This window comes from Caballeronia insecticola (genome assembly GCF_000402035.1).
Lineage (GTDB): Bacteria > Pseudomonadota > Gammaproteobacteria > Burkholderiales > Burkholderiaceae > Caballeronia > Caballeronia insecticola.
Genome location: NC_021287.1, coordinates 890,187 through 904,178, shown reverse-complemented (window position 1 = coordinate 904,178; position 13,992 = coordinate 890,187). Strand labels below are relative to the sequence as shown.

The following is a 13,992-nucleotide window of genomic DNA, read 5'->3' as shown; positions in this document are numbered from 1 at the left end:
CAAGGAGGCACGACTCTCATGGCTGATTTCCGTATCTGGTCCGACGAATTTCCAGCGAACGGCTTTATGACGCGCGCGCAGGAATTCGACCAGCAAGCCTTCGGCGTCTCGGGCGAGAACATCTCCCCGGCGCTGCAATGGGACGCCCCGCCCGCCGACACGCGCAGTCTGGCGCTGACCGTCTACGATCCCGACGCGCCCACGGGCAGCGGCTTCTGGCACTGGATCGTGGTCAATATTCCGCCTGACGCGCGCTCGCTGCCGCGCAACGCCGGCAAGGCCGACGGCAGTCTTCTGCCGCAAGGCGCGCTGCAGCTTCGCAACGACTACGGCACCGTCGGGTTCGGCGGCGCCGCGCCGCCGCGTGGCGACAAGCCGCATCGCTATATCTTCCGCATTCACGCGCTTTCCGCGGAAAGCCTGCCGCTCGATGTGAACACCACCAACGCGGTGGCGCGCTTCATGACGCATCTGAACGAAATCGATTCGGCCACTTACACCGGCCTGTACGAACTGAAATAAACGCGATTGGACGGCGCGGCGCCCGGCACGCCGTCCAACCCCGCGCCGCTCACAAGCAATTTGAAATCGGCGCGGCCTACAATGCGCCGCTGCCACTTCCCGCCCATCGATGGATTCCGAACAAGGTTTGCCGCTGCCCCAGCGATACTGGGCCATTGCCGTCGTCGCGCTCGGCATCACGCTCGCGGTGCTCGACGGCGCTATCGCCAACGTCGCGCTGCCGACCATCGCGCGCAATCTCGACGCCTCACCGGCCGATTCCATCTGGATCGTCAACGCGTATCAACTGGCGATCACCATTTCGCTGCTGCCGCTCGCCTCGCTCGGCGACCGCATCGGCTACCGGCGCGTGTACATGGCCGGGCTCGCGCTCTTCACGGTGTCGTCGTTTGCGTGTGCGCTGTCCGGCTCGCTCGTCGCGCTCACCGTCGCGCGCGTCGTGCAGGGCTTCGGCGCGGCCGGAATCATGAGCGTCAACACGGCGCTCGTGCGCATCATCTATCCGCACGATCAACTCGGACGCGGCGTCTCCATCAACGCGACGGTCGTCGCCATTTCGTCCGTGATCGGCCCGACGATCGCCTCCGGTGTGCTCGCCATCGCGCCGTGGCCGTGGCTCTTCGCGATCAACGTGCCGATCGGTCTCGCCGCCTTCGCGATCGGCTGGACGTCGCTGCCGCGCACGCCGGGACACCGTCAGCCCTACGACTACATCAGCGCGATCATGAACGCGCTGTTCTTCGGCATCGCGATCGTGGCGGTGGACGGCATCGGGCACGGCGAGCATCGGCCGTGGCTCATTGCCGAGTTCGCGGCCACCGTGGTGATCGGCTATTTCTTCGTCAAGCGCCAGCTCACACAGAGTGCGCCGCTCCTGCCGATCGACCTGATGCGCATTCCCGTGTTTGCGCTCTCGGTCGGCACTTCGGTGTGCTCGTTCTGCGCGCAGATGCTCGCGTTCGTGTCGCTGCCGTTTCTGCTGCAGGACAGCTTCGGCATGAGCCAGGTTGAAACCGGCTTTCTGATGACGCCGTGGCCGCTCGTCATCGTGTTCGTGGCGCCGCTCTCGGGCGTGCTCGCGGACCGCTATTCGGCCGGTCTGCTCGGCGGCATCGGGCTTGCGATTCTGACGATCGGGCTCGTGCTGCTCGCGACCGTCGGCGCGCATCCGGGCGCATTCGACATCGCGTGGCGTATGGCCGTGTGCGGGCTCGGTTTCGGCCTGTTCCAGTCGCCGAACAATCGTCAGATGCTGTCTTCCGCACCGCGTCATCGCAGCGGCGGCGCAAGCGGCATGCTCGGCACCGCGCGCCTCACCGGACAGACGCTGGGCGCCGCGATCGTTGCGCTGATCTTCGGCATCGCGCCCAAGGAAGGCGCGACGATCGCGATCGCAGTCGCGGCGGTATTCGCGGCGGTGGCCGCCGTCGTCAGCATGTTGCGTCTGACGGGGAAGCGCAGCGTCGAGCCTGCCTGAGCGGGCTGCCTGAGGGCTGCCTGAGGGCTGCCTGAGGGCTGCCCGAGCCTTCATCCTCGAATCACGCGCTGGGCACACCCCTTGCTGAACTCTCGAACATGGATTCCGCCAATGCGGAACGTTCGAAATCAGCAACAAGGAGTGTGTTCATGGCTGTTTCCTTAAGCGGCTGCAAGGTCGCGATTCTCGCGCTGGATGGCTTCGAACAGGCTGAACTCGTCGAGCCGCAGCGCGCGCTGAAAGAAGCCGGCGCGCAGGTCGATGTCGTGTCGCAGCAAGCGGGCCAGATTCAGGGGTTCAAGCACGTCGACAAGGGCGATAAGGTCGATGTCGACGTGACTTTCGACGCCGCCAGCGCCGCGGATTACGACGCGCTCGTGCTTCCCGGCGGCGTCGTTAATGGCGATGCGATCCGGCTCGATGCGAAAGCACAACGCTTTGTCAAGGAAGCGGACAAGGCGCAGAAGCCGATCGCCGTGATCTGCCATGGCGGCTGGCTGCCGATTTCGGCGGGTATCGTCGCGGGCCGCACGATGACGAGCTGGCCGAGCCTGCAGGACGACGTGCGCAACGCCGGCGGCACCTGGGTCGATCAGGAAGTGCAGATCGACGGCAATCTCATCACGAGCCGCAAGCCCGACGATCTGCCCGCGTTCAATCGTGCATTGATCGAGGCCCTTTCCAAGACGCGTGCGGCGTGAGCGCTTTCACACGATCCGCACGACCGCAACCGGAGCCGACGCCGATGCCCTCGCGAACCTTCCCATCGAACCTGCGTGCGGGTGCCTTCGTGCTCGCCGCGCTGCTACCGTTTGCCCACGCTCACGCACAGGAAAGCGCCAGCGCAACGCCGAGCGCGGCAAATGCGCAGAAGCTGTCCGCCGCCGATCAGCAATTCCTCCAGGACGCGGGCCAGGCGGGCGCGACCGAAATCGCGGCGAGCAAACTCGCGCTCACGCATGCAAGCGGCCGACAGGTGAAGGAGTTTGCGCAGCGCATGGTCGCGGACCATACGAAACTCGCCCGCAATCTCGACGTAATCGCGAAACGCCACGGCATCACGGCGGCACCCACGGCAGATTCGGCCGTGATCGGCAGTCTGGAAAATCTCCAGGGCGCGGAGTTCGACAAGGCCTATATTGAAAAGGTGGCGGTCGACGGCCATCAGAAGGCCGTGGCGCTCTTCAAGAAGGAAAGCGAAAGCGGCAATGACACGGCGCTCAAGGCGGCCGCGACCAAGGCGCTGCCGGTCATCAGCCATCACTATGCGATGGCCCAGCAACTTGCCCGCGCAAAGGCCGCGTCATGAGTACCGCGAACGTCGCCGGGCGCGTCGCCTCTTTTCGTTTTCGTCCCGCTTATGAGGACTCGACCATGCACATCACGTTTGCAGAAGAAGCCCCGACTTACGACGGCGACGATCTCGCGATTCACTTCGCGGCACTCGTCGATGGCGAGCCGGTCGTGTGCTCGATCAGCGCCGAGGCGCTCGAAGACCACTTCGGCGCGCCATCGCCGCGCGAGGAAGATTTGCTCGATGCCTTCGCCGGCGGCATCGCGCGCATTCGCGCCGTGTGCGCCGAAGCGCTCGACGAAAACGGCGGCAAGCCGGTCGTGCTGAGAAGCGGTTTGTTTCGCGTCGCCGGACTCGAACCGGAGTGAAGCCGAGGAACGACAAGCGCGTTTCCTGATGACACTGCAGCAACCGAACGCAACTTTTAGTCTTCAAGGAGGGAACATGTCCCTGATCATTGCGGGCCGATTCCAGACCTTTCCCGCGGCCGAATCGGCGGCCCAGCGTCTGTTTGCGCGCGGCTTCGTGGAAGAAGACGTGACGCTTTTCTTCGTCAATCCGAGCGGCCAGCACGCGCGCCATCCGATTGGCGGCGACGTCGGCACCGATGCCGGCGCAAGTGATTCGCCCAAGGGCGCCGGCAAGGGCGTGACGATCGGTGCGGTCGTCGGCGCGGTGGTGGGCGCGGCGGTATTTGCCGTGTTTCAGGCGCCGCTGTTCGTATCGGCGATCGCGGCCGGGGTCGGCGCGTATATCGGGTCGCTCGCCGGCGCGATGTCGCATACCAAAAAGCCCAAGCTCGCGACTCATGCCGAAGCGCCCACGCGTCACGCGGGCGTGCTCCTCGCGGTGCACGTATCGCCCGAGATGCAGGACCAAGCCACGACGATTCTGCGCGAAGCGGGCGGCATGGATCTCGAACGCGCATCGGGCCGCTGGCGGCAAGGCCGCTGGAGCGATTTCGATCCGCTGCAGCCGCCGCATCCTGTCAACGAACCGACGGGCGAGTATGCGCATACGCGCGCTTGAGTGCGTGCTCGAGTGACTCGACTGATGCAAGACAAAACGCCCGCTGCTGCGGGCGTTTTTGCTTGATGTGTGTATGAATCAGACGCTGGCCATCAGACCCAACTCACGGTCGAACGCACCGACCTCACCTTCGCCCGCATACCGCAATCCGCGGGCATTGCACGCGCCTTATTCAGACTGGCGACCGACGGCTCGCACATACGCTGGGACGACTGTACGGGCTGCGCTTGCTTCTCGGTGATGTGCTGCTTTACATGCATCGTCATAGCCGAAGCGACGAGCGCCACAAGGATTAAAAACTCGCGATTGGCGAGCCGGTTGAAATACTTCATTGCACTCTCCTATTGCCGGGTCGTGCGCGCGTTCCGTAGATACGCGCGCTGTAGTGGCGATCGAAGTGCAAAACATGTTCCTGCCGAATCTGCTTAACCTGCCTGAGCCTCTCATCGCTCGGAGAAGCGGGCACGCCGCGTGCGCAATGTACACACGAGCCGCCTTCAGCAAGACACAACAGCAAAAGGCAGGCAAGTCGCAACGTTGAACGCTACAGGAGGTATTACATGAGCACGAACGTCGTATCGGTACTCAATGATCTCGTCGAAATCTCGAATGACGGGCAGAAGGGCTTCCTGAAGGCAGCCGAGGACACGCGTGATCCTAGCCTCAAGCTGCTGTTCCAGAATCGCGCCGAAGACTGCGCGCAAGGTGCACGCGAGCTACAGGACATCGTTCAGCGACTGGGCGGCAAGCCCGAAACGGGCGGCTCCATGGCGGGCGCGCTGCATCGCGGCTGGGTCGATGTGAAGTCGGCCGTGAGCGGCCATAGCGATCATGCGATTCTCGCCGAGTGCGAGCGCGGCGAAGATGCGGCGAAGAAGAATTATCGCGAGGCGCTGGACAAGGACCTGCCCGCCGATGTCCGCGCGGTGGTGGAGCGCCAATACCAAGGTGTGCTGCAAAATCACGACCGCATTCGCGATCTGCGTGATCAGTACGCCGCCGCGAAGTCCTGAGGCATTTCCATTCGCGCAACTGCTTGATGTCGCGCGATAAAACAAACGGCCGCTCAGTTCACACTGAGCGGCCGTTTGTACGTGCGGGTTTGAAGCGCGCGACTTACTGCGGTGCGCCCTTGTCATTGGTGCCGAGCGCCGAAGCCGCTGCCGCAGCCGATGCGCCCTTCAGCTTGTGCGCCTTGTCTTGCTGATGCAGGTAGGTGCCCTTGCTCTTTTTCGCATGAGTGCCCGCGTTCGCGCCCGTTGCTGCGGCATCCGACGCCGCCTGCGCGAATGCAGCCGAGGAGAACGCCAGCGCCAGAGCGCCGATCAATGCCATCTTTTTCGTCTTCATGAAGAGCTCCTTTTGTCGGGGCCTTTGAACGGCGCGGAGCCTGTTCGTAAGCCACCTGTGTAAGTACCGTTTTGAACGGCCGTACTTCGTTTTAGGTTTCGAAGTGCTGCGAGGTCTTGCGCACTACGTGAAGCATCAAGCTGAAGCTGCTACGAAAAACAGGAAACAGGTTCGAGCGACACGAACCACGACGCCCTCATGCGCAAACCCGCGCATCGTCCGATTCATCGCCGTGTGATGGCGAATCGTCGAACCCCGCGCGGGTTTGGGTCTGCCGGCAGTCGACCGCGGCCCGCCGTGGCGAGCCGGGCATACGAACTATGCCATTACTTCGCCGCAATTTTAAGATGGTTCTTCACGGAAGCAACACCGGAGACCTTCGAAACGACGTCTTCCGCAGCCGTCTTGTCTTCCGCCGACGGCACCGTGCCGGTCAGCGACACCACGCCGGAGTGCGTCTTCACGTGGATATGCGTGGACTTGACGTTCTTCGCGCCGAGCAATTCGGCCTTGACCTTCGTCGTGATCGCGCTGTCATCGACCTTCTGGCCGACCGTCGTGTCCGAACTGGTCGACGATGCCGAGTTGGTTTGAGCACTCACATTCAGCGCAAACACCACACACGCGATACCACCGGCTGCCTTCAGGATTTGAGTCGTCTTCATGGCAATACTCCCATTTTTTCGATTTTGGTCTGGCGCGCCCCGTTCGCCAGGTCGCTTCGCGACATAAATGCGAGAGGCGGCTCTTCGATCGCGCAACGCACCGTAGCACGCGAACGCAGAACCGTTACCGCAACTTGCGTGCCGAGGGCATCGTCATACATTTGGCTCAAGCACGCGCGGGCGATAAAACACTGTCGGATCAAGGGGTTCGCGCGCACCCGAACAAATCTTCGACGTCGCAAAGTACCGTGTTAAACCAGCATTCGAACGGATACGGCATGCGCAGTGCTTTTGTCTGAGCGCGTGTAAAAACTGCGTGAAATGGGTCGGTGCAGAGCGTCCGCATCCTCGGCGCGATAGCAAAAAACGTAGTCACAGCGCGAGCTTAACTAAGGCTGGCACAGCCGTTGCTTTAGTAGTCGGCAAATCAGTCCATCCAGTTCAGAACAATCGAGGATTAGCAAGCAATGCCGCCTACACTCGAACTCCGCGCAAAGCAAAGTCTCGCGCTCACGCCGCGCCTGCAGCAGTCGGTCCGTCTTCTGCAGCTTTCGTCGCTCGAATTCCAGCAAGAACTGCGCAACGCGCTCGACACCAATCCGTTCCTCGAATACGACGAGTCGCAAACCGAAGACAACGCGCTCGGCGCCGACAACGGCAATTCGATGAGCGAAACATCCTTGTCCGGCGCGTCGTCGGAATCGTCGGCTGAAGCGCCGCTTGCGTCCGAATCGAGCATGTCGAGCATGGACAGCGAGCAAAGCACCGACAACGTCTCGCGCGAAGATTCAATGAACGAATACTCGAACGAATATTCGAGCGAGTACTCGTCCGATCCGTTCGGCCGCAGCGCCTCGCGCAACAGCGGCGACGGCGAAGGCTCCGATCCCGCAGACTGGGTGCGCATTGAGCCGTCGCTGCACGACACGCTGCACGAGGGCCTGCGGCTCTATCAACTGAACGAGCGCGATCGCGCGATCGCACAGCTCATCATCGAAGCACTGGACGACGACGGTTATCTGCGCCAGGAACTCAGCGAGCTTGCGAACGTCGTCGATATCGAACCGGCGCTCAGCGAGGACGAACTCAACATTGCGCTCAAGCTCGTGCAGTCGCTCGACAAGCCGGGCGTCGGCGCGCGCAATCTCTCCGAATGTTTGTCGCTGCAACTCGAGGCGATGGAAGAAGACACGCCGGGACGCGAAGTCGCGCTGGAGATCGTCGCGCATCATCTGGAACGGCTCGCGCGTCGCGAACAGGCCGAGTTGCAAAAGAAGATCGGCTGCAGCGCGGACGACCTGCGCATCGCCTGTGCGCTGATCCGCCGTCTCGATCCCAAGCCGGGCGAGAACTACGGCGCGAGCGAGGACAACTACGTGGTGCCGGACGTCATCGTGCGTCCGATGAAGAAGCAGTGGATCGTCACGATCAACCCGGCTGTGCTGCCGCGCGCGCGCATCCATCGCATGTACGCGGAGTTGTTCGCGCAGTCGGCCGGCGCGAGCCGCTCGCCGCTCGCGCAGCAATTGCAGGAAGCGCGTTGGCTGATCCGCAACGCGCAGCAGCGTTTCACCACGATTCAGCGCGTGGCCGAATGCATCGTCTCGCATCAGAAGGCGTTTTTCGACTACGGCGAAATTGCACTCAAGCCGCTCGTGCTGCGCGATGTCGCCGATGAACTCGGCCTGCACGAATCGACCATCTCGCGCGCGACGGGCAACAAGTACATGGCGACGCCGCGTGGCATCTTCGAGTTCAAGCACTTCTTCCCCCGCGAACTCTCGACGGAGAGCGGCGGCACCTGCTCGGCCGCTGCGGTGCGTGCGCTGCTGAAGGAAATGATCTCGAAGGAAAACACGCGCGATCCGCTGTCCGACGTGAGCCTCGCGAAGATGCTCGCGGATCAGGGCGTGATCGTCGCGCGCCGCACGGTGGCGAAGTATCGGCATCTGATGAAGGTGCCGCCCGCCGAGTTGCGCCGTCAGGCGAGCTGAGGCGCAGGCACGCAGCGTTTAATCACGCTTCCGAACGCTCTCGGCGACGACCCGGTCAAGCGAGGCGCCTGAGCCACATGAAGCGTAGCCGACAGGCCGTCCGTTCGCGGACGGCCTTTTTTTGCGCTATCGATCGAAAGATCAGCGCCAGCCCGATGCGCGGTGCGTGCGCTTTCTCGCCGCGGTCGCGGAAAGCTCCGCGCCGAGCAGAAACACGGCAGCCGAGTAATAGAGCCACATGAGGATGATCGCGAGCGATCCCGCCGCGCCGAACATGTTGGCCGTGCCCGCATGCGCGAGATAGAACGCAAAAAGCCGCTTGCCGCCTTCGAAGAGCATCGCTGCCGCCGCTGCGCCGAGCGCCGCGTCGCGCCAGAGCATGCGCGTCGTCGGTAAAAACTTGAGCAGCACCGTGAAGGCGAGCATCAGCACGGCCAGCGAGAGCGCCCGCCGCGACAAATCCGACAGCACGATAAACGGGCTGCCGTCGCCGAGCACCCAATGCCCGAGGATCTCGACGAGCGCATCGAGCACGAGCAGCGCGGCCACCAGCAAGCCCGCGCCCACCACCAGACCGAACGACATCAACCGCACGCGCAGCAAGGTGACGATGCTCTCGCGCGCGCTCACGGCGGGCGTCGGCCAGATCACATTGAGCGCGCTGTGCAGCGACGAAAACGTCGCCGACGCGCCGATCAGCACGCCCGCGAGCGAGAGGATCGCGGTACTGCGCGCGATATCCGCGTGCCACGCGTTCGCGACGATCGCTTCCAGCGCATGCGCCGCATCCGCGCCCACGACGCCGCTGATTTCGTCGAAGAGACGGCCCTGCACGGCATCCGCGCCGAAGAACACGCTCGCCACCGAAATCACGATGACGAGCGTCGGCGCGAGCGAAAACGCGGCGAAGAACGAGATCGACGCGGAGAACATCAGGCAATGGTCCTGTGTCCATTGCGTGACCGGATCGACGATCCACGAAAGCCAGCCGAAGCGCGTCGTGCGGCCGGAGGCGATCGGTGCGGGTTGAGTGGCGGGAACGTCCTGGTCCATCGGCGGAAGCGTGAATGCGGCGGGTAGTCATCGACCGATCATGTTAGCCCGGCGACAAAAAGTACGTGTAAAAAAGCCGCGCGCTCCGGGTGTGGAGCGCGCGGCTTTCGGACTGCGGGTGCTTCAGGACAGGTCGGCGTCTTCGTCTCTGTCCTCGTCTTCGATGTTGCGCGTTTCGTCCTCGATCTCGTCGGGGAGGATATCGCCGTCCGGCTGGAGATGATTGTCGCCGTCGGCGGATGCGGCTTCGCCCGTGCCGTAACGGTCGGTGTCGCTATTGAGTTCGGCTTCGGACTGGCCGAGCGCATGCGCGTCGAGTTCGCTCTCGATCTCGCCCGGATAGCGCTTTTCCCCTTGCACGTCCGAGCCGCTGTCGGATGAATCGCTCGGGCCCAGCGCGCCCGTGCCGTGTCCCTTGCCGTATTCTGCGCCGTCGTCTTCCGGCGGGTTCAGGGTGCTTCCGCTCATCATGACCTCCTGGGTTCGTGTCCATGACGAGTCCGCAAATCTCGTTCCGCAGCCGCCGGCATCGACGTGAAAATCGGCATAAAAAAGCCCGCGTTCTCGCGAAACGCGGGCCGTGCTTTGGGGAAGCGGGTAAGGCTTGCGCGTCGCTCAGGCTTTCGCCGACGGACGGCGTGCCTCGCTTGCGCCCTGCTTCACCGTCTTCACGGTCTTCTCCGTGACCGAGGTCGCCGTCGCGACGCTGCGCAGGTCGGAGAGGAAGGAATCGCGCCAGACCGAGAGGTTGTTCTCGCGCAGCGGCGCCATCATGTCGGTGTGACGCGCCTGGCGCTCGGCGAGCGGCATCGACAGCGCGCGCTCCAGCGCTTCGGACATCTGCGACAGATCGAACGGATTGACGACGAGCGCGCCCGGCAACTGATCCGCCGCGCCCGCGAACTGCGACAGCACAAGCGCGCCCGGATCGGCCGGATCCTGCGACGCGACGTATTCCTTCGCCACCAGATTCATGCCGTCGCGCAGCGGCGTCACATAGCCGACCTGCGAGAGACGGAACAGCGCCATCAGCAGATTGCGCTCGTACTTGCGGTTGAGATACTGGATCGGCGTCCAGTCGAGCTGCGCAAAGCGCCCGTTGATGCGCCCCGCCTCGCCCTCCAGATTCTGACGAATGCGCTGATACGTCTGCACGTCGGCGCGCGTCGGCGGCGCGATCTGCACGAGCGATACGCGGCCGTGCCAGCCCGGCGCGTTCAGCAAAAAGCGCTCGAACGCCTGAAAACGCTCGACGAGACCCTTCGAGTAATCGAGACGATCCACGCTCATGATGAGCTTGCGCCCATGCATGCTGTCGCGCAGGCTGCGGACCGGCTTGCGATTGGAGAACTGCTCGGCGGCCTTGGCGATCGCATCCGGATAGATGCCGATCGGATACGCGCCCACTTTGAGCATGCGGCCGAAGGCCTGGAGCATGCCGTCGTCGCTGAAATGGCCGCGTCCGGTGCGCTCCACGTAATCGGTGAACGACTGCTGGTCGCTTTGCGTCTGGAAGCCGACGACATCGTACTGGCACATCGCGGCGATCAATTCCTCGTGCGGCGGCACGGTGCGCATCATTTCCGGCACCGGAAACGGAATATGCAGGAAGAAGCCGATCGGATTCTCGACGCCCAGCTTTCTTAGCTCCTGCGCAAACGGGAGCATGTGGTAGTCGTGCACCCAGATGATGTCATCGGGCTTGAGAAGCAGCTTCAGCTTCGCGGCAAGGCTCGCGTTGACGCGCATGTAGCCCGCGTATTCTTCGCGATCGAAGCGCGACAGGTCATTGCGGTAGTGGAAGGTCGGCCACAGCGTCGCGTTCGAGAAGCCGCGGTAATACTGGTCGTAATCCCGGCGCGTGAGCCCGACGGTTGCATAGGTCACATTCCCGGCCTTTTCCAGGACAGGCGCGCCCGCCTCGCCGACGATCTCGCCGCTCCACCCGAACCACACGCCCCCAGTCTCCTTGAGCGCGTCCAGAACGCCGATCGCAAGACCGCCCGCGCTGGGCTTGCCTTCCTGGATCGGTGCGACGCGATTCGATACCACGATCAATCTGCTCATTACAGCATCACCTCATCAGTTGTCGTTGCATGCTCGAATTGGCGATCAAGGGTATGCAAAAGCTGTGCCTTTTTGTGATCCGGCGTGAATTAAAATTTGTATGAAGATGTTACGGACGAACGAAAACACGCGGCGATCGCTCACCGCGTAGAAATTTTTGTTCTTTTTCGCCGGATGGTAAGCCGGCCGAAATCACGAGTCCTGCTCTGAACCCAGGTCGCGCTGATAGTCGATTCCTTCGCGCCGCACGCCGCCCTGGTTGTGCTCGCCGTCCGGCGGCGCGTCAGGCGCAGGGCGGTTCTGACCGGCGGGATCGTGGTCCGCCGGCGGTGCGGACGCTGCCTGCGCGCCGGCAGCCTTGGCGGCTTCGGCACGCGCTTCGCGCTTGGAAGAATGACGCGCGGAGCGTCGGAGTGCGGGATGCCTCATGATGCCTCCAGAAAGAAGGCCGTCGCGATTGTGACGTCGGCGGCGTCGGACCCGTTGCGCCTCAGGAGCGCAGCTTCAGAAAAAACGACCGGCGACAGAGCGTGTCGCCGGTCATTATTGCGTCATCCGTTGTAATCCCTACGTACGGGATGGAAAGTTATTCAAACCTTGCACGAATTCTGGGCATCGTCTAACGCCTGCGGGCCAGCATCTGCAAATCTCAATAAACGTGCGGCGTCTCGTTCGGTCCCGGCGGCGGATCGCCGATCGGCTGAGACGGCGGCACCGGCGGCTCGCGCGTCGGGTCCGGATTCGTGTCGGGCGGAATCGGAACGGGCGGCGGCTGATCGGGCGGCGTCACCGGCGGATCCGGCGGCTGCGGGGTCTGCGCTTCGATACGTGCACGTGTGGAGGCGGAATCGGGCATGACGGGCTCCTTGCGGTCTTGTGATCGTACTTTCCCGCACTCCGGCGCCTGCTTCTCACGAAAGTCGTGTCGCGCCCGGAGTGTCACCTTGACCCTCGCAAGGGGCATGCCCCTCGGCTCGCACCCGCGCTTCCGGTTCGTTTCCTCCTGTCACATTATCGGCGTGAAAAACGCGCCTGCCAATGAAAAACGCCTGCGCTTTTAAAAGCTGCAGGCGTCGTTTTCGTCTAAAGATAAGCGATGTTCAGGGATTTTCGTGGTCAGACTCGCTGACTTCCCCGCCCTCGCCGACCGCTGCCTTGCTCGCATCCTCACCGTATTCGACAAGCCGGTTATAGAGCGTTTTCAGGCTGATGCCGAGGATCTCTGCCGCGCGCGTCTTCACGCCGCCGCACTGGTCGAGCGTTGCGAGGATGAGTTGGCGGTCGGCCTGTGCTAGCGACGTGCCGAACGGAATCGTCACGGCCGTACCCGCCGAGGGCTTCGACAGCGAGATCTGCAGCGGCACGGTTGCCGTGCTGTCCGAATCGGACGACGACATGATGTACGCGCGCTGCACATAGTTCTTCAGTTCGCGTACGTTGCCGGGCCAGTTGTACGATCCGAGCATCTCGCGCACGGCCTGCGGGAAGCCCTTTTTCGTGTTGTAGCGGCTGTTCAGTTCATCGAGGAACGCTTGCGCGAGCAGTTCGACGTCCTTGCCGCGCTCGTGCAGCGGCGGCAGGTTGATCGGGAACACGTTCAGCCGGTGATAGAGATCGAGGCGCAGTTTGCCTTCGAGCACCGCCTGCTCCGGATCGCGATTGGTCGCGGCGATCAGACGCACGTCCGTTTCGAGTTCCTTCGTCGTGCCGACGCGCATGAACATGCCCGTCTCCAGCACGCGCAAAAGCTTCACCTGAAGTTCGATCGGCATTTCGGTGATTTCGTCGAGGAACAGCGTGCCGCCGTTCGCGCGCTCGAAATAGCCTTTGTGCTGCCGGTCCGCGCCCGTGAACGAGCCGCGTTCATGGCCGAACATCTCCGATTCAATCAAATTCGGCGAAATCGCGCCGCAGTTCACCGCGATGAACGAGTGCTTGCGACGCAGGCTCAGCTCGTGCAGCGTCTGAGCGGCGACTTCCTTGCCGGTGCCGGATTCGCCGATCAGCAGCACCGACGCCGCAGTCGGCGCCACGCGGCCGATCTGATCGTAGACCGTCTGCATTGCCGGGGAATTGCCAAGCATGAGGCCGAAGCGGCCCATGCGGCGCAATTCGCCGCGCAAGGTGCCGATCTCCGCCTTCAGGTCGCCGGCGCGCGGCAGGCGCGAAAGAATCGCCTTCACGCGCTGCATGTTGATCGGCTTGACCAGATAGTCGGCGGCGCCCATCTTGAGCGCGCTGACCGCGGATTCCACGGTCGCGTGACCGGTAATGACGATGAACTCGACGCCCGAGCGCGGATCGAGGTCTTCGAACAGATCGACGCCCGAGCCGTCCGGCAGCTTCAGGTCGGTGAACACGACGTCAGGCGTCTGACGCACAAGCTGAATGCGCGCTTCGCGCAAGTCGCCGGCTGTGGCTGTCGTCAGTCCGTCTTCGCCGATGATCGCGGCTAGCGCCTCGCGGGTACTGGGATCGTCATCGACAATCAATACGTGTGGCATCGCGTCTCGAATTCTTGCAAAACATTTCAGGGTCACA

At 63.1% G+C, this 13,992-nt stretch carries 17 protein-coding genes; 8 read left to right on the top strand and 9 right to left on the bottom strand.

Annotated features, from left to right (window positions below):
- The first annotated feature begins 18 nt into the window (after positions 1-18).
- From BRPE64_RS04175 to BRPE64_RS04150, 6 genes are all read left to right on the top strand, one after another.
- A complete protein-coding gene (locus BRPE64_RS04175; protein ID WP_044041236.1) occupies positions 19-522 on the top strand; it encodes a YbhB/YbcL family Raf kinase inhibitor-like protein in 504 nt (167 codons plus the stop codon).
- A 109-nt stretch (positions 523-631) separates the two neighbouring features.
- On the top strand, positions 632-1,999 hold the full coding sequence (locus BRPE64_RS04170; RefSeq protein WP_016344767.1) for an MFS transporter: 1,368 nt from the start codon (positions 632-634) through the stop codon (positions 1,997-1,999).
- A 149-nt stretch (positions 2,000-2,148) separates the two neighbouring features.
- Positions 2,149-2,700, top strand: a complete 552-nt coding sequence (locus tag BRPE64_RS04165) for a type 1 glutamine amidotransferase domain-containing protein (RefSeq protein ID WP_044041235.1) — start codon at positions 2,149-2,151, stop codon at positions 2,698-2,700.
- Between the two features lie 44 nt (positions 2,701-2,744).
- Complete coding sequence (locus BRPE64_RS04160; RefSeq protein ID WP_044041234.1) at positions 2,745-3,308, top strand: DUF4142 domain-containing protein; 564 nt, start codon at positions 2,745-2,747, stop codon at positions 3,306-3,308.
- A complete protein-coding gene (locus tag BRPE64_RS04155; protein WP_051180297.1) occupies positions 3,305-3,661 on the top strand; it encodes a DUF1488 family protein in 357 nt (118 codons plus the stop codon). Before BRPE64_RS04160 ends, BRPE64_RS04155 begins: the two co-directional genes overlap by 4 nt.
- A 76-nt stretch (positions 3,662-3,737) precedes the next feature.
- Entirely contained in the window at positions 3,738-4,322 is a 585-nt protein-coding gene (locus tag BRPE64_RS04150) for a hypothetical protein (protein ID WP_016344763.1), read from the top strand.
- 92 nt (positions 4,323-4,414) lie between these two features.
- On the opposite strand, the gene BRPE64_RS04145 is transcribed toward BRPE64_RS04150, so the two are convergent.
- On the bottom strand, positions 4,415-4,654 hold the full coding sequence (locus BRPE64_RS04145; RefSeq protein ID WP_044041233.1) for a hypothetical protein: 240 nt from the start codon (positions 4,652-4,654) through the stop codon (positions 4,415-4,417).
- A 228-nt stretch (positions 4,655-4,882) separates the two neighbouring features.
- On the opposite strand from BRPE64_RS04145, the gene BRPE64_RS04140 reads away from it, so the two are divergent.
- Positions 4,883-5,335 (top strand): PA2169 family four-helix-bundle protein, encoded by a 453-nt coding sequence (locus BRPE64_RS04140; protein ID WP_016344761.1) that lies wholly within the window; start codon positions 4,883-4,885, stop codon positions 5,333-5,335.
- Positions 5,336-5,438: 103 nt separating this feature from the next.
- On the opposite strand, the gene BRPE64_RS04135 is transcribed toward BRPE64_RS04140, so the two are convergent.
- The gene (locus BRPE64_RS04135; protein ID WP_016344760.1) at positions 5,439-5,672 is read right to left on the bottom strand and encodes a hypothetical protein; all 234 of its coding nucleotides are present in this window, start codon (positions 5,670-5,672) and stop codon (positions 5,439-5,441) included.
- 326 nt (positions 5,673-5,998) lie between these two features.
- Positions 5,999-6,337 carry a BON domain-containing protein gene (locus tag BRPE64_RS04130; protein WP_016344759.1) on the bottom strand — a complete coding sequence of 113 codons (339 nt, stop codon included), beginning with the start codon at positions 6,335-6,337 and terminating at the stop codon, positions 5,999-6,001.
- A gap of 467 nt (positions 6,338-6,804) precedes the next feature.
- On the opposite strand from BRPE64_RS04130, the gene BRPE64_RS04125 reads away from it, so the two are divergent.
- A complete protein-coding gene (locus BRPE64_RS04125) occupies positions 6,805-8,331 on the top strand; it encodes an RNA polymerase factor sigma-54 (protein ID WP_016344758.1) in 1,527 nt (508 codons plus the stop codon).
- Between the two features lie 141 nt (positions 8,332-8,472).
- Here BRPE64_RS04125 and BRPE64_RS04120 read toward each other — a convergent pair whose 3' ends face one another.
- The 6 genes from BRPE64_RS04120 to BRPE64_RS04095 all read right to left on the bottom strand — a co-directional run bounded on the left by BRPE64_RS04120 (position 8,473) and on the right by BRPE64_RS04095 (position 13,955).
- A complete protein-coding gene (locus BRPE64_RS04120) occupies positions 8,473-9,384 on the bottom strand; it encodes a YihY/virulence factor BrkB family protein (RefSeq protein WP_016344757.1) in 912 nt (303 codons plus the stop codon).
- Between the two features lie 123 nt (positions 9,385-9,507).
- Positions 9,508-9,855 carry a hypothetical protein gene (locus BRPE64_RS04115; protein ID WP_016344756.1) on the bottom strand — a complete coding sequence of 116 codons (348 nt, stop codon included), beginning with the start codon at positions 9,853-9,855 and terminating at the stop codon, positions 9,508-9,510.
- Positions 9,856-9,999: 144 nt separating this feature from the next.
- Positions 10,000-11,451, bottom strand: coding sequence for an alpha,alpha-trehalose-phosphate synthase (UDP-forming) (gene otsA, locus BRPE64_RS04110; RefSeq protein WP_044041232.1), 1,452 nt, complete (start codon positions 11,449-11,451; stop codon positions 10,000-10,002).
- A gap of 192 nt (positions 11,452-11,643) precedes the next feature.
- Positions 11,644-11,880: a hypothetical protein gene (locus BRPE64_RS04105; protein WP_016344754.1), complete on the bottom strand. Its 237-nt coding sequence runs from the start codon at positions 11,878-11,880 to the stop codon at positions 11,644-11,646.
- A 220-nt stretch (positions 11,881-12,100) separates the two neighbouring features.
- Entirely contained in the window at positions 12,101-12,307 is a 207-nt protein-coding gene (locus BRPE64_RS04100) for a hypothetical protein (RefSeq protein ID WP_016344753.1), read from the bottom strand.
- Positions 12,308-12,551: 244 nt separating this feature from the next.
- Positions 12,552-13,955 carry a sigma-54-dependent transcriptional regulator gene (locus tag BRPE64_RS04095; RefSeq protein WP_044041231.1) on the bottom strand — a complete coding sequence of 468 codons (1,404 nt, stop codon included), beginning with the start codon at positions 13,953-13,955 and terminating at the stop codon, positions 12,552-12,554.
- Positions 13,956-13,992 lie beyond the last annotated feature (37 nt).

Coding starts and splice junctions, on each gene's coding strand:
- BRPE64_RS04175 (WP_044041236.1), top strand. CDS start 19: ATGGCTGATTTCCGTATCTGGTCCGACGAATTTCCAGCGAACGGCTTT.
- BRPE64_RS04170 (WP_016344767.1), top strand. CDS start 632: ATGGATTCCGAACAAGGTTTGCCGCTGCCCCAGCGATACTGGGCCATT.
- BRPE64_RS04165 (WP_044041235.1), top strand. CDS start 2,149: ATGGCTGTTTCCTTAAGCGGCTGCAAGGTCGCGATTCTCGCGCTGGAT.
- BRPE64_RS04160 (WP_044041234.1), top strand. CDS start 2,745: ATGCCCTCGCGAACCTTCCCATCGAACCTGCGTGCGGGTGCCTTCGTG.
- BRPE64_RS04155 (WP_051180297.1), top strand. CDS start 3,305: ATGAGTACCGCGAACGTCGCCGGGCGCGTCGCCTCTTTTCGTTTTCGT.
- BRPE64_RS04150 (WP_016344763.1), top strand. CDS start 3,738: ATGTCCCTGATCATTGCGGGCCGATTCCAGACCTTTCCCGCGGCCGAA.
- BRPE64_RS04145 (WP_044041233.1), bottom strand. CDS start 4,654: ATGAAGTATTTCAACCGGCTCGCCAATCGCGAGTTTTTAATCCTTGTG.
- BRPE64_RS04140 (WP_016344761.1), top strand. CDS start 4,883: ATGAGCACGAACGTCGTATCGGTACTCAATGATCTCGTCGAAATCTCG.
- BRPE64_RS04135 (WP_016344760.1), bottom strand. CDS start 5,672: ATGAAGACGAAAAAGATGGCATTGATCGGCGCTCTGGCGCTGGCGTTC.
- BRPE64_RS04130 (WP_016344759.1), bottom strand. CDS start 6,337: ATGAAGACGACTCAAATCCTGAAGGCAGCCGGTGGTATCGCGTGTGTG.
- BRPE64_RS04125 (WP_016344758.1), top strand. CDS start 6,805: ATGCCGCCTACACTCGAACTCCGCGCAAAGCAAAGTCTCGCGCTCACG.
- BRPE64_RS04120 (WP_016344757.1), bottom strand. CDS start 9,384: ATGGACCAGGACGTTCCCGCCACTCAACCCGCACCGATCGCCTCCGGC.
- BRPE64_RS04115 (WP_016344756.1), bottom strand. CDS start 9,855: ATGATGAGCGGAAGCACCCTGAACCCGCCGGAAGACGACGGCGCAGAA.
- otsA (WP_044041232.1), bottom strand. CDS start 11,451: ATGAGCAGATTGATCGTGGTATCGAATCGCGTCGCACCGATCCAGGAA.
- BRPE64_RS04105 (WP_016344754.1), bottom strand. CDS start 11,880: ATGAGGCATCCCGCACTCCGACGCTCCGCGCGTCATTCTTCCAAGCGC.
- BRPE64_RS04100 (WP_016344753.1), bottom strand. CDS start 12,307: ATGCCCGATTCCGCCTCCACACGTGCACGTATCGAAGCGCAGACCCCG.
- BRPE64_RS04095 (WP_044041231.1), bottom strand. CDS start 13,955: ATGCCACACGTATTGATTGTCGATGACGATCCCAGTACCCGCGAGGCG.